16 protein-coding genes are annotated in these 18238 nt (G+C 67.9%); 7 read left to right on the top strand and 9 right to left on the bottom strand.

Annotated elements, in window-relative coordinates; genetic code table 11:
* The first annotated feature begins 70 nt into the window (after nucleotides 1-70).
* From tyrS to AB4Y68_RS01045, 3 genes are all read left to right on the top strand, one after another.
* Complete coding sequence (gene tyrS, locus AB4Y68_RS01055; protein WP_441453276.1) at nucleotides 71-1327, top strand: tyrosine--tRNA ligase; 1257 nt, start codon at nucleotides 71-73, stop codon at nucleotides 1325-1327.
* 140 nt (nucleotides 1328-1467) lie between these two features.
* A complete protein-coding gene (locus AB4Y68_RS01050; RefSeq protein ID WP_441453274.1) occupies nucleotides 1468-1929 on the top strand; it encodes a peroxiredoxin in 462 nt (153 codons plus the stop codon).
* A gap of 114 nt (nucleotides 1930-2043) precedes the next feature.
* The gene (locus AB4Y68_RS01045) at nucleotides 2044-2592 is read left to right on the top strand and encodes a bactofilin family protein (RefSeq protein WP_441453272.1); all 549 of its coding nucleotides are present in this window, start codon (nucleotides 2044-2046) and stop codon (nucleotides 2590-2592) included.
* 53 nt (nucleotides 2593-2645) lie between these two features.
* Here the strand turns inward: AB4Y68_RS01045 and prfB are convergent.
* The 4 genes from prfB to dapA all read right to left on the bottom strand — a co-directional run bounded on the left by prfB (nucleotide 2646) and on the right by dapA (nucleotide 7747).
* A protein-coding gene (gene prfB / locus AB4Y68_RS01040; protein ID WP_441453271.1) for a peptide chain release factor 2 occupies nucleotides 2646-3762 on the bottom strand; the annotation gives its coding sequence in 2 pieces (ribosomal slippage) (nucleotides 2646-3692 and nucleotides 3694-3762; 1116 coding nt in all).
* 128 nt (nucleotides 3763-3890) lie between these two features.
* Entirely contained in the window at nucleotides 3891-6275 is a 2385-nt protein-coding gene (locus tag AB4Y68_RS01035; protein ID WP_441453797.1) for a penicillin-binding protein 1A, read from the bottom strand.
* A gap of 120 nt (nucleotides 6276-6395) precedes the next feature.
* On the bottom strand, nucleotides 6396-6863 hold the full coding sequence (gene smpB / locus AB4Y68_RS01030) for an SsrA-binding protein SmpB (protein WP_331033467.1): 468 nt from the start codon (nucleotides 6861-6863) through the stop codon (nucleotides 6396-6398).
* On the bottom strand, nucleotides 6863-7747 hold the full coding sequence (gene dapA, locus AB4Y68_RS01025; RefSeq protein WP_441453269.1) for a 4-hydroxy-tetrahydrodipicolinate synthase: 885 nt from the start codon (nucleotides 7745-7747) through the stop codon (nucleotides 6863-6865). The genes smpB and dapA overlap by 1 nt, the downstream gene beginning before the upstream one ends.
* A gap of 116 nt (nucleotides 7748-7863) precedes the next feature.
* Here dapA and AB4Y68_RS01020 point away from each other — a divergent pair, with 116 nt between their 5' ends.
* Nucleotides 7864-9891, top strand: a complete 2028-nt coding sequence (locus AB4Y68_RS01020; RefSeq protein WP_441453267.1) for a transglycosylase SLT domain-containing protein — start codon at nucleotides 7864-7866, stop codon at nucleotides 9889-9891.
* A 446-nt stretch (nucleotides 9892-10337) separates the two neighbouring features.
* Here AB4Y68_RS01020 and AB4Y68_RS01015 read toward each other — a convergent pair whose 3' ends face one another.
* The 4 genes from AB4Y68_RS01015 to AB4Y68_RS01000 are packed head-to-tail and all read right to left on the bottom strand — an operon-like array spanning nucleotide 10338 to nucleotide 13511.
* Complete coding sequence (locus tag AB4Y68_RS01015) at nucleotides 10338-11105, bottom strand: ABC transporter ATP-binding protein (protein WP_441453265.1); 768 nt, start codon at nucleotides 11103-11105, stop codon at nucleotides 10338-10340.
* Nucleotides 11102-12091: a FecCD family ABC transporter permease gene (locus tag AB4Y68_RS01010; protein ID WP_441453263.1), complete on the bottom strand. Its 990-nt coding sequence runs from the start codon at nucleotides 12089-12091 to the stop codon at nucleotides 11102-11104. Before AB4Y68_RS01010 ends, AB4Y68_RS01015 begins: the two co-directional genes overlap by 4 nt.
* Complete coding sequence (locus AB4Y68_RS01005; RefSeq protein WP_441453261.1) at nucleotides 12088-12831, bottom strand: ABC transporter substrate-binding protein; 744 nt, start codon at nucleotides 12829-12831, stop codon at nucleotides 12088-12090. Before AB4Y68_RS01005 ends, AB4Y68_RS01010 begins: the two co-directional genes overlap by 4 nt.
* Nucleotides 12832-12878: 47 nt before the next feature.
* Nucleotides 12879-13511: a TetR/AcrR family transcriptional regulator gene (locus tag AB4Y68_RS01000; protein WP_441453259.1), complete on the bottom strand. Its 633-nt coding sequence runs from the start codon at nucleotides 13509-13511 to the stop codon at nucleotides 12879-12881.
* A 122-nt stretch (nucleotides 13512-13633) separates the two neighbouring features.
* Here AB4Y68_RS01000 and AB4Y68_RS00995 point away from each other — a divergent pair, with 122 nt between their 5' ends.
* Genes AB4Y68_RS00995 through AB4Y68_RS00985 form a run of 3 tightly spaced genes read left to right on the top strand, consistent with a single transcriptional unit; the run spans nucleotide 13634 to nucleotide 16765 of the window.
* Nucleotides 13634-15040 (top strand): glycosyltransferase family 2 protein, encoded by a 1407-nt coding sequence (locus AB4Y68_RS00995; RefSeq protein ID WP_441453258.1) that lies wholly within the window; start codon nucleotides 13634-13636, stop codon nucleotides 15038-15040.
* A 16-nt stretch (nucleotides 15041-15056) separates the two neighbouring features.
* Complete coding sequence (locus AB4Y68_RS00990) at nucleotides 15057-15953, top strand: class I SAM-dependent methyltransferase (protein ID WP_441453256.1); 897 nt, start codon at nucleotides 15057-15059, stop codon at nucleotides 15951-15953.
* Nucleotides 15953-16765, top strand: coding sequence for a TrmH family RNA methyltransferase (locus tag AB4Y68_RS00985; RefSeq protein WP_441453254.1), 813 nt, complete (start codon nucleotides 15953-15955; stop codon nucleotides 16763-16765). Before AB4Y68_RS00990 ends, AB4Y68_RS00985 begins: the two co-directional genes overlap by 1 nt.
* A gap of 142 nt (nucleotides 16766-16907) precedes the next feature.
* Here the strand turns inward: AB4Y68_RS00985 and AB4Y68_RS00980 are convergent, their stop codons facing one another.
* Nucleotides 16908-18197 carry an MFS transporter gene (locus AB4Y68_RS00980; RefSeq protein WP_441453252.1) on the bottom strand — a complete coding sequence of 430 codons (1290 nt, stop codon included), beginning with the start codon at nucleotides 18195-18197 and terminating at the stop codon, nucleotides 16908-16910.
* Nucleotides 18198-18238: the final 41 nt, after the last annotated feature.

Raw genomic sequence — 18238 nt, 5'->3', positions numbered from 1 at the left:
GCCGCCCTCGCTGGCGGTACGGCTTTCCGAAAGGAAGACGGCCGCCGGCATCCCTGCTACGGAGCCGTCCATGACCGACCAAGCTTTCAAGTCCGACTTCCTCAAGACCCTGCAATCGCGCGGCTATATCCACCAGGTGACCCACCCCGTGGAGTTGGACGAGGCCGCCTCGACGGGAATCGTGACGGCCTATATCGGCTTCGACGCCACGGCCCCGTCCCTGCATGTCGGCAGCCTGATCCAGATCATGATGCTGCGCCGTCTGCAGCAGGCCGGGCACAAGCCCATCGTCCTGATGGGCGGCGGCACCACCAAGGTCGGCGACCCGACCGGCAAGGACGCCTCGCGCCCGCAACTCACCGACGAGACGATCCAGGCCAACATCGCCTCGATCAAGACCGTGTTCGAGAAGTTCCTGAGCTTCGGCGACGGCCCGTCCGACGCCGTCATGGTCGACAACGACGTCTGGCTGTCCAAGTTCGGCTACGTCGAGTTCCTGCGCGACTTCGGCACGCATTTCACCATCAATCGGATGCTGAGCTTCGACTCGGTCAAGCTGCGCCTCGAGCGCGAGCAGCCGATGACCTTCCTCGAATTCAACTACATGCTGATGCAGTCGGTGGACTTCCTGGAACTCAACCGCTCGCTGAACGTGACGCTGCAGATGGGCGGCTCGGACCAGTGGGGCAACATCACCTCGGGCGTCGATCTGGTGCGCCGCGTGGACCAGAAGGCCTCGTTCGGCCTGACCACGCCGCTGCTGACCACGGCCTCGGGCGGAAAGATGGGCAAGACGGCCCAGGGCGCGGTCTGGCTGAACGCCGAGCAACTCAGCCCCTATGACTACTGGCAGTTCTGGCGCAACGCCGAGGACGCCGACGTCGGCCGTTTCATGCGCCTGTTCACCGACCTGCCGCTGGACCAGATCGCGCTTTACGAAGCCATGGAAGGCGCGGGCATCAACGAGGCCAAGAAGGCCCTGGCCGACGCCGCGACCTCGATGCTGCACGGCTCGGACGCCGCCCACGCCGCCCGCGCCGCCGCCGAGGCCGCCTTCGAGAAGGGCCAGTTGTCGGCCGACCTGCCGACGGTCGAACTGCCGCGCGACGAGGTGATCGGCGCCATGATCGCCGCCGTCGTCACCAAGGCCGGTCTCAGCACCTCCAACGGCGAGGCCCGTCGCCTGGCCCAGGGCGGCGGTCTGCGCCTGAACGACGAAGCCATCGCTGACGGCGCCCGCCTGATCGAGGCCTCGGACGTCAACGCCGATGGCGTGCTGAAACTGGCCGCCGGCAAGAAGAAGATCGTGCTGGTCCGCCCCATCTAACCCGCTCATCCCGGCGGACGCCGGGATCCAGCTCTTTGGCTTCAAACCCAGCAGCTAAGTCTTGGCTGCAACCACTTTCAACCGGCGCCGCCGGGGCTCTCACTGGGTCCCGGCGTCCGCCGGGATGAGCGGAGATTGAGATGACCGACATCACCGAAGGCCAAGCCGCCCCCGCGTTCGACCTGTCCACCGACGGCCGCGTCACGCTCGACGGGCTGAAAGGCAAGTCGGTCGTCCTCTACTTCTACCCCAAGGCCGACACCCCCGGCTGCACGACCGAGGGCCTGGACTTCTCGGCCCTGGCCGATCCGTTCGCCGCCGCCAACGCCGTCGTCATCGGCGTCTCGCGCGACGCGGTGAAGAAGCTGGATCGCTTCAAGGCCAAGCACGACCTCAAGGTGGTGCTGGGCTCGGACGAGGACGGCGTGGTCTGCGAGACTTACGGCACGTGGATCATGAAGAAGCTCTACGGCCGCGAATATATGGGCGTCGAACGCGCCACCTTCCTGATCGACGGGGCCGGCGTGGTTCGCCGCGTCTGGCGCAGCGTCAAGGTCAAGGGCCACGCCGAACAGGTTCTGGAAGCGGTCAAGGCGCTCTGATCAACGAATGCTCTGTGGCCAAGCTTGCCTCTCTCGCCAACCTGACCCTAACTGCCGCCCAAGGGGCTATGAGTAGGATTAGGCCGGCCTTGCTGGCGAGATGCGGAGAGCACCATGTTCAACAAGAGCAAGCCTTTCGACAATAACCCGTCCAGCGGATTGGGCATCCCGCCTGCGCCGGAGCCCACGCCTTCGGCGGCCCCCGCTGCGGCGCCGCGCCCGCCTGAAGCCGCCCGTCCGGCGTCGCGGTCGTCCAGCCTGTCGACCCTGTCGGCCGGCGTGAAATACGAAGGCAATATCTCGGGGGCCGGCGAACTTCAGGTCGACGGCTCGTTGAAGGGCGACATCCGCGTCGTCCGCGTCACCATCGGCGAAGGCGGCTCGGTCGAGGGCACGGTCCACGCCGACGTGCTGGACGTGCGCGGCCGTGTCTCGGGCGCCATCGTCGCCAAACAGGTCAAGCTGTTCGCCACCGCCCGCATCGAGGGCGACATCACCCAGGAGCAGCTGTCGATCGAACAGGGCGCCTGGTTCCAGGGCCGCTGCACCCAGGCCAAGCGCGACACGCCCGGCGCCAACATGCTGGAAACGCCGACGACAGCTGAAAAGCCCGGCGCCGCTAACGCCAAGACCGACAAGGTCGAGACCAAACCCGCCGCCTGATCCGGGCGGCACGCCAAATGAAAAGGGGCGGCCCGCCTGGGCCGCCCCTTTTTTTAGGTCGCGTCGCGGGTCTCGCCGACCCGGGCCGCCAGGGCCGCGCCCATGAACGGATCAAGGTCGCCGTCCAGGACCCCTTGCGTATCCGAGGTCTCGACCTCGGTGCGCAGGTCCTTGACCATCTGATACGGCTGCAGGACGTAGGATCGGATCTGGTGGCCCCAGCCGATGTCGGTCTTGGCGTCGGCCAAAGCCTGAGCCGCCGCTTCACGCTTCTGCAGTTCCAGTTCGTACAGACGCGCCCGCAGCATCTTCCACGCCTGTTCGCGGTTCTGGTGCTGCGAACGACCGGCCTGGCAGGCCACGACCGTGTTGGTCGGAACGTGCGTCAGGCGAACGGCCGAGTCCGTCTTGTTGATGTGCTGACCGCCCGCGCCGGACGCGCGATAGGTGTCGGTGCGCACGTCGGACGGGTTGATGTCGATCTCGATCGTATCGTCCACGACCGGCGAGACGCCGATGGAGGCGAACGAGGTGTGCCGCTTGGCCGCCGCGTCATAGGGGCTGATGCGGACCAGACGGTGCACGCCCGATTCCGACTTCAGCCAGCCGTAGGCGTTGGGACCCGAAATCAGGATGGTGGCCGACTTGACCCCCGCCTGTTCGCCCTCTTCGTAGGCCTCGATCGTGACTTCGTAGCCGTGGGCCTTGGCCCAGCGTGAATACATGCGCAGCAACATGCCGGCCCAGTCGTTGGACTCGGTGCCGCCGGCGCCGGAGTTCACTTCCAGATAGGCGTCGTTGCCGTCGGCCTCGCCGGACAGCAGGGCCTCCAGTTCGGCGCGGGCCGCACGATCCTTGACGCCGCGCAATTGCTCGCGGGCCTCCTCAAGGGTGGCGTCGTCGCCTTCCTCGTCGGCCATCTCGGCCAGCATGACGCCGTCTTCCAGACCGCTCTCCAGCGCACGAACGCTGTTGATCTGAGCTTCAAGACGCGAGCGATCGCGGCTGACAGCCTGGGCCTGTTCCGGGTTGTCCCACAGGGTCGGATCTTCGACCCGAGCGTTCAGCTCATCCAGTTTTCGAAGCGCGACATCCCAGTCAAAGACGCCTCCTGAGCAGAGCGACGCTCTGCTCGATGTCGGCCTTCATGGCCTCGACATCCGGTCTCATCGCAATCTCCTGCGAATAACGACTCTCCCCTCAAGCAGGCCCGCGCCGCGCGCGGGTCGATAGGGGAAAGACAATGGAAACGGCGCGCCTGCGGACAGGCGCGCCGAATGATGGGCCTAACTAGAGCCTCAGTAGAGTCCGCTCAAGTCCTCGGCCGGCGGCTTCTTCGGCGGCGGAGGCGCGACGGCTGCGGGCGCGGCGGCTGACGGGGCCTGTGCAGCCTCCTGCTCGCGGCGGACCACGTCATTATAACTCTGCGGTCCTTCCGGCTGGACGGGACGCGGCGCTTCCTCGCGGATCTGACGCTCGGTGCCCGGACGGAAGGCCTCCTCGATGCCGTTGACCGTGCGGAAGACGGCGTTCTTGGGCCGCACGAAGGGCCGCGCCGGGCGCTCCTTCAACGCGACCTGCATGAAGTCGGTGAAGATAGGCACGGCGGTCGCCGCCCCGGCCTCGCCGCCGCCCAGAGAGCGGTTGTCATCAAAGCCGACGAAGACGCCAACCACGATGTCGCTGGAGAAGCCGACGAACCAGGCCGAGCGATACTCGTTGGTCGTGCCGGTCTTGCCGCCGACCCACGGCCCCAGGCTGCGCGCCCCGGCGCCGGTGCCGCGCTGGATCACGCCCTCCAATATGGAGCTCATCTGATAGGCGGTGATCGGGTCGATGACCTGCACGCCGCGCTCCGGCAGGCGCGGCGATTCCTGGCCGCTGAAGCCCCGGCTGCAGTCGCGGCACTGGCGACGGTCGGCCCGGTGGATGGTCTGGCCGTTCCGGTCCTGCACCATCTCGATCAGATAGGGATCGATCCGGCGCCCGCCGTTGACGAAGGCGGCATAGGCGGCGGTGATGCGATAAGGCGTCGTCTCCCCTGCCCCCAGCGACATGGCCAGGTTCGGCGACATATCGTCGACCACGCCCATCTTCTTGGACAGATCGACGACGTTCTTCATGCCGACCGCCTGGGCCAGACGCACGGTCATGACGTTGCGCGACAACTCCAGTCCGCGACGCAGGGTCTGCGGACCATAATACTGGCGGCTGTAGTTCTCGGGCGTCCACCGGCCGCCGTTGGCGCCGCCGGCGAAGCTGATCGGCGCATCCAGCACGATCGACGCTGGGGTGAAATCGCCCTCCAGCGCCGCGGCATAGACGAAGGGCTTGTAGGCCGAACCCGGTTGCCGCTTGGCCTGGGTCGCGCGGTTGAAGCTCGACAGGGCGTAGGAATAACCGCCGACCATCGCCAGCACCCGACCCGACTGCGGCTCGATGGCCACCAGGGCGCCGTTCACGGCCGGCACCTGTTTCAGGGCGAACTGGCCGCCCTGCGGCTCGACGAAGATCAGGTCGCCGCGCTTCAGCGGGCGGTTGGCGTTGGCCCAGGCGGCGTCGGAGACGATCAGCGAACCCGTGCGGCTGTCCCTGGCCGCGCGGACGCGGACATTGTTGCCGCTGACGCTCTCGACGGCGGCCGCCTGCCAGGTGCGCCGCTCGGGCGGGGTGTTTTTCCTCAAGGCAGCCGCCTGCCAGCCCTCGGCGAAATCGGTCGTGCCCCAGGCGCCGCGCCAGCCGTGACGGCGGTCATAGCGTTCGAGGCCGTTCATCAGGGCGTCGCGCGCGGCGGACTGCAGCTTGGGGTCCAGCGTCGTGCGCATATAGTAGCCGCCGCGGTTGACCTCTTCCTGACCGAACAGAACGATGGCGCGACGGCGGGCCTCCTCGACGAAGAAGTCGGCGTCGGCGTATTCGGCGCGACGCGGGGCCGAGCGGGTGTTCAGCGGACGGGCCAGAGCGGTCGCCAGCTCTTCGTGCGACAGCCACTTGTTGTCGGCCATCTCGCCCAGAACCCAGTCACGTCGGCCCTTGGCGGCGTCGGGATAGCGTTTCGGATTGTAGTTGTTCGGCCCCTTGGGCAGGGCCGCCAAGAAGGCCGCCTCGTCCGGCGTCAGTTGGTTCAGCGACTTGCCGAAATAGTTGTAGGCCGCCGAAGCCACGCCATAGGAGCGATAGCCCAGGTAGATTTCGTTCAGATACAGCTCAAGGATCTGTTCCTTGGTCAGGGTCGCTTCCAGACGGCTGGAAAGGATCGCCTCCTTCAGCTTGCGGTTCAAGCTGGATTCGTTGGTCAGCAGGACGTTCTTCGCCACCTGCTGGGTGATGGTCGAGCCCCCCTCCAGGCGTCGTCCCGACAGGACGTTGAACACGTTCTTGAACATGGCCCGGCCGATGCCGGACACGTCGATGCCGCCGTGCTGGAAGAAATGGCTGTCCTCGGCCGCCAGGAAGGCGTGGATCACCTGCTCCGGCACCTGGTCATAGGTGACATAGATGCGGCGCTCGTCCGAGAACTCGCCGATCAGCGTGCCGTCGCCAGCGAAGACGCGCGTGGCCGTCGCCGGACGGTAGTCGGCCAGCTCGGACGCGTCCGGCATGTCATGCAGCACCCAGGCCGCATAGATGGCCACGACCAGCCCGGCCACGGCGATGGCGCCAAGCAAGGCGACGCCCGCCATCACGAACCAGCGTTCGGCTATCTTCACCGTGAACTCCGCAAGACGCGCCCCATGAATTGTCGTTTATCGCGCGTCGGTCCCGCCGCAAAGCGGAACCGTCCTTGATGTCCGCCCCCGGCCCTAGCCCTTGTCGCGCATCAGGCGAGCCTTGTCGCGCTGCCAATCGCGTTCGGCCGAGGCCTCGCGCTTGTCGTGCAGCTTCTTGCCCTTGGCCAGGGCGATCTCGAGCTTGGCCTTGCCCTTTTCGTTCAGATACAGCCGCACCGGGATAATCGTGCGTCCGTCGCGCTGGACGGCGCCGATCAGCTTGTCGATCTGCTTGCGGTGCAGCAGCAGCTTCCGGTGACGACGCGGCTCGTGGTTGAACCGGTTGGCCTGTTTGTAGGGCGGGATGTCCGAGTTGATCAGAACGATCTCGCGCCCCTCCACCGCCGCGTAGCTTTCGGCGATATTGGCCCGCCCGTCGCGCAGCGCCTTGATCTCGGTGCCCAGCAACTGGATCCCGGCCTCGATATAGTCCTCGAGGAAATAGTCGAAGCGCGCGCGCCGGTTCTCGGCGATCACCTTCTTGGGCGCGTCAGCAGCCATCAGGCGACCCCGGCCTCCACCATGGCCCGATCGATGTGCGGTTTGACCGCATCGCGGGTCAACGACAGCGGCAGGCGGACTTCCTCGCTGCACAGGCCCAGCTTGGCCAGGGCGTACTTGGCCGGCGACGGCGAGTTGTCGAGGAAGAGCGCCTTGTGCAGGTTGATCAGACGGTCCTGCCAGGTCCGCGCCGTGGCGAAGTCGCCGGCGGCGACCGCCTCATACATGGCGACCATGGCTTCGGGCGCGACGTTCGAGGTGACCGAGATCACGCCCACGCCGCCGCTGGCGGCATAGCCCAGCCAGCTGGCGTCATCCCCGCTGATCAGGTCAAAGCGCCCGCTGATGTTGGCGCGCATCCAGCTGACCCGCGAGATGTCGCTGGTGGCGTCCTTGATGCCGACGATATTCGGATTGTTCGCCAGGTGCGCAACCGCTTCGTTCGACAGATCGACGCCGCAACGGCTGGGGACGTTGTACAGCAGCATGGGGATCTGCACGGCGTCAGAGATCGCCTCGAAGTGGGCGATCATGCCTTCCTGAGAAGGCTTGTTGTAATAGGGCGTCACCACCAGGGTCGCATCCGCGCCGACCTGCTTGGCGAAGGCTGACAGCTCGATCGCCTCATGCGTGGCGTTCGATCCGGCGCCGGCGATCACACGAACGCGACCCGCAGCGATGTTCACGCACCGCTCGATGACGCGCTTGTGTTCATCCATATGCAGGGTGGCGCTTTCCCCGGTCGTGCCGACCGGGACGACACCATGGACGCCAGCAGCGATCTGACGTTCCAGGAGTTTTTCAAAAGCCCCTTCGTCCACGTTTCCGTCACGAAGAGGTGTGATCAAGGCGGTGATCACGCCCTTGAACAAGGGGGCGGTCATTGAAACAAGTTACCTGCGCGGTGTTTCGGGCGGCGTGCCGCCCTTTTGAAGAGGCAGGGAGCGTAGGTTGCTCGCCGCTCGGCCGCAACCAGTGATGAATGAGGATCGGACATCTGATGATCGCGACGACCGTGGCCGCCGCCCTGGCGATTCTGACTCCGCCCGCCCAGGACGTGCTGAACAGCGCGCCTGCGCCCTATGCCTCCAGCCAGAACGGGATCCTCAGCAGCCAGGACATGACCCTGTTCCAGCAAGGTCTGACGTCGGCCCGGGCGCGCGACGTGATCGGCACGCAATCCATCATGAGCCGCATTTCCGACCCCACGGCCCGGAAATTGGTCGAATGGGCGCTGGTCGACACCTCGGACCGACAGCTTTCCTTCACCGATCTGGCCCGGGCCCAGACCGACCTCGCCAACTGGCCCCGCGGCGATTCGCGGCGGGCGGCGGGCGAACGGGCGCTGGGCGCAGCCAACGCCTCGCCTGACACGGTCATCGCCTTCTTCAGCGGCTCCGCCCCGACGACGGCCGACGGCGCCATAGCCCTGGCCGCCGCTCTGGAGCAGAAGGGCCAGCGTCGCGAGGCCCAGGACTTGATCCGCGACTGGTGGCGCAATCGCTCCTTCGAGGAAGCCCAGCAGTCCCGCATCGCCAATCGCTGGAGCGGCTGGCTGACGACCGAGGACCACGTCGCCCGCCTGAACATGCTGCTGCTTGGCCCGCACGGCCCGGCGACGAAAGCCATGATCGCTATGGTTCCCGCCGACCGTCAGGCCGTGGCCAACGCCGTCATAACCCTGCGCACCGCCTTTTCGCCCGACGCCATCGTCGCCGGCATGACCCCGGCCCAGGCCAACGACCCTGCCGTGGTGCTGGAGCGCGTGCGCCTGCTGCGCTCCGCCGGTCGCCAGTCTGAGGCCTTCCCCCTGCTGGCCGCCCTGCCCGCCGCGCCAGCGCACAAGGAAGGCCAGGACACGCTGTGGAGCGAGCGCCGCAACTACTTCCTCGACGCCCTGCAACAGGGCGACCCGCGCGCCGCCTACGCCGCCATGAACGGCCACGGCTTCCCCTCGGGCGAACGCAAGGTCGACGCCGAATTCTTCGCCGGCTGGGTCGCCCTGACCAAGCTGAACGATCCGGCCGCCGCCGCCCAACACTTCGAGGTCCTGCGCAACAGCTCCTCGACCCCGATCACGCAAGGGCGCGCCCTTTACTGGCTGGGTCGCGCCGCCGAGGCGCGCGGCGACCGCGTCGGAGCCCAGCGCTGGTACAAGGCCGGCGCCGAACACTGGCAGACCTTCTATGGCCAGTTGGCCGCCGAAAAGGCCGGGGTCACCACCCTGACGCTGCCCGGCGAACCCGCCCCGACGCCCGAGGACGTCAACCGCTTCGAGGGCAACGAGGTCGTGCGCGCTGCGCGCATCCTGGGCGCGGCGGGCGAAAAGACCTTGCTGCGGGTCTTCGCCTATCACCTCGACGACACCCTGCCCGCCTACGACCTGACCCAGGTGTTCGACCTGATGCAGGGCTATGGCGACCAGTTCGGCTCCATGATGGTCGGCCGCGCCGCCAGCCAGCGCGGCTTCGTCATGCCCGAGCGCATGTATCCGCTACGGATGCCGCCCGCGGTTTCGGGCGCCGCCCCGCCGGAGTTCACCCTGGCCATCACCCGTCAGGAATCCAGCTTCGACCCTCTGGCTCGCTCAGGGGCCGACGCGCGCGGCATGATGCAGCTTCTGCCGGCGACGGGTCAGGGCGTGGCGCGCCGCATGGGCCTCGGCTTCTCGGCCGAGCAACTGTGGGACCCGGACGCCAACATGAAGCTGGGCAGCTATCACCTGGGCGAACTGATCAACAACTTCGGCGGTTCGCCTCTGCTGGCGACGGTCGGTTACAACGCCGGTCCGGCGCGTCCGCCGCAATGGGTAGCGCGCTGCGGCGATCCGCGCAGCCAGCAGGTCGACCCCATCGACTTCATCGAATGCGCCCCCTTCACGGAGACGCGCAACTACATGATGCGGGTGATGGAAAACATGCAGGTCTATCGCGCCCGGCTGAACGGCGGCTCGGCGCCCCTCACCCCTTCGGCCGACCTGGCGCGCGGCACGCCGCCCTCCAGCGGCCCCCGCGCCTATCAGCCGTAAACGCGCGCGCGTCGCCCTTCCCGAATTCCGGGAGGGGCGACAGCCATGTTTTTATCTTCAGCAGACCCGACCCAACCCCGACGGGCGTTCCAGCGCCGTTTCCAGCCTTCAGCGCGCCGCGCTCCAAAACCGGACTAGGATCGCCTTCCCGGTCTTTGACATCACTGCGCACGCCTCATGACGTTGCCCTCATCCCCCACGCTGGCGTCACCCCCAAGCCGAGCGATGCCGTCATCTCCCTCAACGCCGTCACGTTCCCCTTCATGCCGTCATCCTCGGGCTTGACCCGAGGATCCAGCGCAGCGGCGCGCTCGTCCTAAAAAAGGTCGCGCAGGCAGAGGACCCGATCCTCGGGTCAAGCCCGAGGATGACGGCGGAACGAAACCGCCCGCCCATTGCACCAATTGCACTGTTTTTTTCGCTGCACCGTGCAATCCGGCCGCTTCTCAACCGCCGGTCGAAAGCCTCCGCGCCGCCAGCAACGGCCCGTCCATCCCCTCGACCCAGACCCCGTCCAGGTGGAAGGCCGACCGCAGCACACCCGACGACAGAGCCTCGACCGGCGCCGCGTCGGCGACCACCCGCCCGGCGTCCAGCACCACCACCCGGTCCGCAATTCGCGCCGCCAGCGTCAGGTCATGCAGGCTGACCAGCACCCCGCCGCCCGCATCGGCCCGCGCCCGCAACCGTTCCAGCACCAGCAGTTGCGCATCCGGATCCAGCCCGGCGATGGGCTCATCCGCCAGCAACAGCGGCGCCTGAACCACCAGCGCTCGCGCCAGCAGCACCCGCGCCCGCTCGCCGCCCGACATCTCGGCCACGCCGCGCTCTGCCAGATAACCGGCCCCGACCTCGTTCAGCGCCGTCCGCGCGCGCTCCAGCGCCGCATCCCCCGCCAGGAAGGGCGCGCCCAGCGCCGCCACCTCGACGGCCGGCAGGTTCCAGGCGATATGCCGTTCCTGCGGCAGATAGGCGACCCGCGCACCGCGTTCCCGCTCGGAGAGACGGTGCACGTCTTCCCCGCCCAGCTTTGCGGCGCCGCCGTGCAGAGGCATCAACCCCAGCGCCGCGCGAATGGCGCTCGACTTGCCGGCTCCGTTCGGCCCGCACAGCGCCACCAGTTCGCCCGACGCGACCGACAGGCTGACCCCGTCCAGCACGGTGGCCGCGCCCATGCGCGCAAGGACGCCGTCCAGTTCCAGCAAGACGCTCACAGCCGCCACTCCCGCGCCGCGCGCCAGGCGATCAGGGCGAACAGAGGTGCCCCGACCAGGGCCGTGAACACGCCCAGCTTCAACTCCTGATCGGTCGGGACCAGCCGCGCCGCCAGATCGGCCAGCACCAGCATCAGCCCGCCCGCCAGCGCCGAGGGCAGCAGCAGCCGCCCCGGATCGCCGCGCACGGCGGCTCGCACCAGATGCGGCGCCGCCAGGCCGACGAAGCCGATCACGCCCGCGACGGCCACCGCCGCCCCCGCCGCCACCGCCGAGGCGATCAGGGCCAGCACCCGCATCCGCCCCATCGACAGGCCCGACGCCCGCGCCGCCTCCTCGCCCAGGGTCAGCATCCGCAAGCCCGGCGATGCGCCCGCCGCCAGTACGGCAGCGACCGCCAAGGCCGGAGCCACCCAGGCCACGTCGATCCAGCTCCGGTTCTGCACCGAACCCAGCAGCCAGTTCATCACCTCGGCCGAGGCGATCGGCGACGGCGACAGGTTGAAGATCAGGGCCGTCAGCGCCCCGGCAAAGCTCGACAGCGCCACCCCGAACAGGATCAGCGCCTCGGGCGCCCGCACCCTGGCCGCGATGGCTGTCAGCAGCACGCCTGCCAGCGCCGCCCCGATCAGGGCCGCGCTTTCCACCAGTCCCGGAATGGCCGCCGCGCCCAGCACGATGGCCCCCGCCGCGCCCAGCGCCGCCGTCGCCGACACGCCCAGCACGCCGGGGTCAGCCAGCGGGTTCCTCAGCAGACCTTGCAGCACCGCCCCCGCCAGACCCAGCGCCGCCCCGACCATCAGGGCGCAGACCGCGCGCGGCGCCCGCACCTGCCACAGCACCTCGCCGGGCCCCGACGCTGGATCGGCCAGCGCCTGCCCATACTGGGCCGACGACAGGGCCGTCTCGCCGAACACCACCGCCCCGACCAGGGCCAGCAGGATCGCCGCCGCCAACCCTAGGTTCAGGCTCATATGTCTGGTCATCGCGCCGCCTCCGCCAGCAGGGCCGCGGCGTCGGCGGCGAACCAGGCCGGGCAGCTCAGCGCCGAGGCCGGCAAATCCGCCACCGTCCGCCCCTGCGCCGCGCGCTGCACCACCGGATGCCGCCCCGGCCCGCGCCAATCCGCTCGCCATTGCTGGAAAAAGCCGCGGACGAACAGGGCCGGCGGCGTCAGTGCGATCTTCTCGATCCCCAGCGGCTGATAGCCCGGCCCGCTGACGCCGTTGCGGAACCCCGCCGCCTTCAGGATGGAATCGATCAGAGACCCCGAGCCGGTCGTATAGCCGCCCGGCGTGACATAGACGGCCTCCCGGCCCCGTCCCGCGCCCGCCGCCTGGGCCAGCCGACGGTCCATGTGGGCGATCAGCGCCGCGCCGCGCGCGTCCTGCCCCAGTCCGCGCGACACGTTGGCCAGGTTCTCGCGGACCCCGGCCATGTCGGTCGCGTCATTGATGGCCAGCACCCGCGTCCCGCGCTTCTCCAGCCCAGCCAGCAGGCGCGGCTCGCCGCCCCAGTAGCGCACCACCACATCGGGCTGAAAGCCGATGGCCGCCTCCAGCGTCGGCCGAACCCGAGGCCGTCCTCGCGCCGCCTGGCGCATCCATGAATCCGGATCATCCGCCCGCGACGACAGGGCCAGCTCGGCTTCCGGGGCAAGCGCCAGCACATACTGATCCGCGCACTGATCCAGCGACAGCACCCTCAGCGGACGCGCCTCGGCCATGCCTGGCCATAGAAGGACAAGCGCCAGAAGGGCGCCGCACGCGCGCGTCACGGTCGGAGCAGCCCCGCGAACAGGGCGTCCAACTGGATGCGGACCAGTTCGTCCCGGTCCACCCAGTCGAAATAGGGCTTGGTGATCATCAGCGACACGATCCCATGCCCGCTGGCCCAGAACACCTGAGCGATGGCCCGCGGGTCGCCCTGCATCCGTCCCGAGGCCACCGCCTCCTCGACCACGGACATGAAGGATCGGAACAGTTCGAACCCTGTCCCCTGCGCCACCGTTTCCGCGCCTTCGCGCGCCTCGACCGGTCGGGTCAGATAGGTCAGCCGATAGGCGTTCGGATTGTCGAAGCCGAAGCGGACATAGCCTTCGATCATCCGCCGCAACCGCACCTCGGCGGGCGCCGGCTCCGTCATGATCCCCTCATGGGTCGCAATCAGCGTCTCGAAAGCGCCGCGGCAAATCTCATGCAGAATCGCGGCCTTGTCGGAGAAATGCATATAGAGGGCGGTCGACGACAGGCCGACTTCATCCGCGATCTTGCGGATCGTCGCCCCCTCATAGCCATGCTCGACAAAGATGCGTTCCGCCACGGCCAGGATCTCCGCACGACGCGCATGGCCTTCGCCCTTGGGCTTGCGAGCGGATCGAGGCGTGGGGAGCGATGAACCGGGCAATCCAGACTCCATGGCTAGGACCGAGCCTGAATAGCCGCAATGCCTGTGTCCGCCAATCACTTGCCCTCAAAGAACAACGATCTTAGAGAACAGGGTTTGCAACGGGCCGGGGGGCTTCTCGTATGCACGGCGCACTGCCCAGGAAGAAGCGCGACCAGACGGCGTGCACCGCGCGGATCACCGTCAGTAGCTTGCAGTTCCTTGTCCTGGCCGGACTGGCGTCGGCGCTTGCCATCAGCCTCCTTCTGCCGCTCCATGTCGCGCCTCTGGCCCTGACGGGCGTCCAACTCGGCTTTCTGACGGTCTCCGGGTGGCGGCTTGTGACTCTGGTGACGCGCCGTCCGCCGGCACGCGACGATCCTGAACCGACCGCATGGCCGCGCTACACTGTCATAGCGGCCCTCTATGACGAAGCCGCCGTCCTGCCCCAACTGATCGAGCGGCTGGGCCAGCTCGACTATCCCGCCGACCGGCTGGAAGGCTTTCTCGCGCTGGAAGCCGACGACAGCGCCACCATCGCCGCCGCCCTGAACACGGATCGCCCGGATTGGCTGAAGGTCCTGATCGTCCCGCCCGGCTCGCCGAAGACCAAGCCCCGCGCGCTGAACTACGCCCTGTCCCTGGCCCAGGGTGACCTGGTGACCATCTACGACGCCGAGGACGACCCCGATCCCCTCCAGCTCAAGGAGGCGGCCGCCCGCTTTGTCGCCGAGGGGGAGGACTTGGTCTGTCTGCAGGCGCCGCTCCGCATCCGGCGGCGGGACAAGCGAAACGACGCATCCCCCTTCCTCGACGCGCAGTTCGCGGCGGAATATGCGGCGCTCTTTGAGGTCACCCTGCCGGCCATGGCGGCGCTGGGTCTTCCATTTCCGCTGGGCGGTACAAGCAACCACTTCCGCGCCGGCGCTCTCCGCGCGCTGGGCGGCTGGGACGCGTGGAACGTGACGGAGGACGCCGACCTCGGCTTCCGGATCTGGCGGACGGGAGGGCGTCTCGGGGTGCTGGAACGCCCCACATACGAAACACCGCCCGGCGCCCTGCGGCTTTGGCTGCCTCAACGCACCCGCTGGCTCAAAGGCCATCTTCAGACCCTGGCCGTTCATACCCGCAGTCTTGGCGGCATGGGATGGCGCGGCTGGTCGGCCTTGGCTCTGACCCTGGGCGCCGGCGTCGCATCCGCCGCGATTCACGCGGCGTGCATCGCCTGGATCGGCGCCGTCGCGCTGACCTCCATCGTTTGCGGCAAGTTGCCGCCAGCGCCGCCTCTGGGAATGAGCGTCCTCGTCGCCGGCGTCGCCACGGCCTGGCTGGCCAAGCTGGCGGGGGCGCGACGTGCGGGCGTCCGCTTCGGACTGAAGGAGATGGCGGCGGCTCCCGCCTACTGGTGCCTGCTCAGCCTGGCCTTCGTGCACGCCCTGTTCCGACTGGTGATAGAGCCGCACCGATGGGACAAGACCCCGCACACGCCCGACCTTGCGTCGGATCGCGACATGGAACCCGTCGCCGACGCTGGACGAGCAGCCGCCTGAGCGCCTATCAGCCCACATGGCTCCGGTTCTCTCTTCTTCGCCCGAAACCCTCATCACCCGAGGATGGTCCGACTATGCGCTGCTGGACAGCGGTCATGGTCGCAAGCTGGAGCGGTATGGCCGCTACACCGTCGTCCGGCCCGAGCCGCAGTGCTTCTGGGCGCCGCGCGATCCGGCAGCGTTCGAGCGCGCCAACGCCGTCTTCGATCCGCAGCAGGAAGAAGAGGACGCCGGCCGCTGGCGCTTTGACGCCCACGGTCCCATCGACGCCTTCCCGCTGAAATGGCGCGACGTGCGCTTCACCGGCCGTTTCACCCCCTTCCGCCACCTGGCCTTCTTCCCCGAGCAGGCGGCGAACTGGGAGTGGATGGATGCGCGCATCCGCACCCTGAAGCAGCCCAAGATCCTGAACCTGTTCGGCTACACCGGCGTGGCCAGCCTGGCCGCCGCCGCCGCCGGCGCTCACGTGACCCACGTCGACGCCTCCAAGAAGTCCGTGGCTTATGCGCGCGAGAACGCCGAAGCGTCAGGCCTTGCAGATCAGCCTATCCGCTGGATCGTCGAAGACGCCCGCAAGTTCGTGGCCCGCGAAGTTCGTCGTGGCTCGAAGTACGACGGCATCATTCTGGACCCTCCCAAATACGGTCGCGGCGCCAACGGCGAAGTCTGGCGCCTGTTCGAGGACATGCCGGCCCTGCTCAAGGACTGCGCCGCCCTTCTATCGGATGACGCCTCCTTCCTGCTGCTGAACGCCTACGCCGCACGGGTATCGGGCCTGTCGCTGGCGCACATGATGGCCGAGGCGACGCATGATCGCGGCGGGCGCATCGACTGGGGCGAACTGGCCCTGTCGGAAGACGGCCCGGACGCTCGCGCTATCGGCCTGTCGTTCTTCGCCCGCTGGAGCGCCTGATGTACGAGCGCGTCATCACCTCCCTGACCAACGACACGATCAAGTCGGTCCGCGCCCTGCACATGCGCAAGGAACGCGACCTGACCGGTCGTTTTCTGGCCGAGGGTCTCAAGTTCATCGGTGAAGCCCTGGATCAGGGCCGCGCCCCGGTCATGCTGCTGGTCGGCGAAGAGGCCCGGCCTCACCCCCTGCTGGACCGCGCCAAGGCCGAGACCATCAAGGCCGGCGGCCAGATCATCGTCGTCACCCACGCCATCCTCGAAAAGATCAGCCGTCGCGACAATCCGCAGACGGTGCTGGGCGTGTTCGAGCAGGTCTATACGCCGCTGGACGCCATCCAGCCCGACGCCAAGCCCTGCTGGGTGGCGCTGGAGCAGGTGCGCGACCCGGGCAACCTCGGCACCATCATCCGCACGGCGGATTCCGCCGGCTGCGGCGGCGTCATTCTTATAGGCGACTGCGTCGATCCCTTCTCGGTCGAGGCCGTGCGCGCCACCATGGGCTCGGTCTTCGCCGTCACCATCAGCCGCGCGACCAAGGAAGAGTTCCTGGCCTGGCGCGCCAAGTGGCCGGGCAGCGTCATCGGCACGCGCCTGGACGCCCAGCACGGCTATCGCGACAGCCCCGTGCGCCATCCGGCTCTGATCATGATGGGCAACGAACAGGCCGGGCTGACCGACGACCTGGCCGCCGCCTGCGACCTGAACGTCAAGATCCCCATGCGCGGCCGGGCCGACAGCCTGAACCTGGCCATCGCCACCGGCATCATGGTCTATGCCGTGACCGACGCGGCCTACGGCACGGACATCTGAGCGACCATTGCCGGTCGTCATCCTCGACCTTGTGCCGAGGATCCAGAAACACATCGCTTTATGGTGAACCTCGACGCCTGACATCGCCGACGTCGAGGTTATGGACCCTCGGCACAGGGCCGAGGGTGACGGCCAGAGGTTCTTACGCCTCGCCTTCCGTCCTGATCCGCCTCATGCCCAGCAGGGCCAGAATGGTCAGGCCAGCGGCGACGGCCAGGTAGGCGCCCACGGCCTGCAAGCCGTAGTGACCGGCCAGCCAGGTCGCCGCAAACGGCGCCAGCGACGCGCCCAGAATGCCCGCCAGATTGAAGGTCATCGACGCGCCGGTGTAGCGCACCGCCGTCGGGAAGGGCCGCGCCAAGGCCGCGCCCAGCGGTCCATAGGTGCAGCCCATCAGGCTGAAACCGATGATGAAGAAGGCCACGACGCCCGCCAGCCCGCCGCTCCCGAACAGGGGCGCCAGCACCAGACCGAACAGGGCGATGCCGACAGAGGTCACGAGCAGGGTCCGCCCCTGGCCCCAGCGATCCGCCGCCAGCGCCGACAGCGGGATGAACAGGCCGAAGAAGCAGACCCCCAGCAACTGGATCGGCAGGAACTGCTCGCGGCTATAGCCCATCGCCGTCGTGCCCCAGCCCAGGGCGAAGACCGTCATCAGATAGAACAGGACGAAGGTGGCCAACCCGGCCAGCGTCCCCGTCAGCAGGGCGAACTTGTGCCGCGCCAGCAGGGTCAGGATCGGCGTCTCGACCCGCTCGGACTTGTCGATGGCCTTCTTGAACTCGGGCGTCTCGGTGATGCGCAACCGCACCCACAGGCCGACGAAGACCAGCAACGAACTGGCGATAAAGGGAATGCGCCAGCCCCAGCCCAGGAACTGTTCGTTCGACAGCGTCGCCGTCAGGATGATGAAGGACAGGGTCGCTAGGATGAAGCCGATCGGCGCGCCCAGTTGCGGGAACATGCCGAACCAGGCCTTCTTGCCCGGAGGCGCGTTCTCGGTCGCCAGCAGCACCGCTCCGCCCCATTCGCCGCCCAGACCCAGACCCTGCCCGAACCGGCACAGAGCCAGCAGCAGAGGCGCGATCACACCGACGGAATGCCAGGTCGGCAGCACGCCGATCGCCACCGTCGACAGCCCCATAGTCATCAGGGCCGCGACCAGCGTCGCCTTGCGCCCCACCTTGTCGCCGAAATGGCCGAACACGACCGCCCCGACCGGCCGCGCGAAGAAGGCGATGGAGAAGGTGGCGAAGGAGGCCAGCATCGCCGTCGTCGCATCCTGCCCCGGAAAAAACAGGGCCGGAAACACCAGCACCGCCGCCGTGGCGTAGATGTAAAAGTCAAAGAACTCGATCGTGGTGCCGATCAGGCTGGCGAACAGAATTCTCCGCTTGGAGGCGGAAGGCGGTAAGAGTGCAGCGTCGGCCACGCGAAATCCTTGCATTAATGCAAGGTCCTTGCGGTGCGCCG

Origin of the sequence: Brevundimonas sp. 2YAF1 (assembly GCF_052114745.1) — a bacterium.
In the GTDB taxonomy this organism is placed as follows: domain Bacteria; phylum Pseudomonadota; class Alphaproteobacteria; order Caulobacterales; family Caulobacteraceae; genus Brevundimonas.
The sequence above is the reverse complement of the archived record's forward strand: the minus strand, read 5'-3'. Positions and strand labels throughout refer to the sequence as shown.

Bases quoted from the DNA above. Each gene is read 5' to 3' on its own strand.
- AB4Y68_RS01005 (WP_441453261.1), bottom strand. From the start codon at position 12,831: ATGGCCGAGGCGCGTCCGCTGAGGGTGCTGTCGCTGGATCAGTGCGCG.
- AB4Y68_RS01020 (WP_441453267.1), top strand. From the start codon at position 7,864: ATGATCGCGACGACCGTGGCCGCCGCCCTGGCGATTCTGACTCCGCCC.
- AB4Y68_RS01045 (WP_441453272.1), top strand. From the start codon at position 2,044: ATGTTCAACAAGAGCAAGCCTTTCGACAATAACCCGTCCAGCGGATTG.
- AB4Y68_RS00995 (WP_441453258.1), top strand. From the start codon at position 13,634: ATGCACGGCGCACTGCCCAGGAAGAAGCGCGACCAGACGGCGTGCACC.
- AB4Y68_RS01035 (WP_441453797.1), bottom strand. From the start codon at position 6,275: ATGGCGGGCGTCGCCTTGCTTGGCGCCATCGCCGTGGCCGGGCTGGTC.
- dapA (WP_441453269.1), bottom strand. From the start codon at position 7,747: ATGACCGCCCCCTTGTTCAAGGGCGTGATCACCGCCTTGATCACACCT.
- AB4Y68_RS01050 (WP_441453274.1), top strand. From the start codon at position 1,468: ATGACCGACATCACCGAAGGCCAAGCCGCCCCCGCGTTCGACCTGTCC.
- AB4Y68_RS01010 (WP_441453263.1), bottom strand. From the start codon at position 12,091: ATGACCAGACATATGAGCCTGAACCTAGGGTTGGCGGCGGCGATCCTG.
- AB4Y68_RS00990 (WP_441453256.1), top strand. From the start codon at position 15,057: ATGGCTCCGGTTCTCTCTTCTTCGCCCGAAACCCTCATCACCCGAGGA.
- smpB (WP_331033467.1), bottom strand. From the start codon at position 6,863: ATGGCTGCTGACGCGCCCAAGAAGGTGATCGCCGAGAACCGGCGCGCG.
- AB4Y68_RS00985 (WP_441453254.1), top strand. From the start codon at position 15,953: ATGTACGAGCGCGTCATCACCTCCCTGACCAACGACACGATCAAGTCG.
- tyrS (WP_441453276.1), top strand. From the start codon at position 71: ATGACCGACCAAGCTTTCAAGTCCGACTTCCTCAAGACCCTGCAATCG.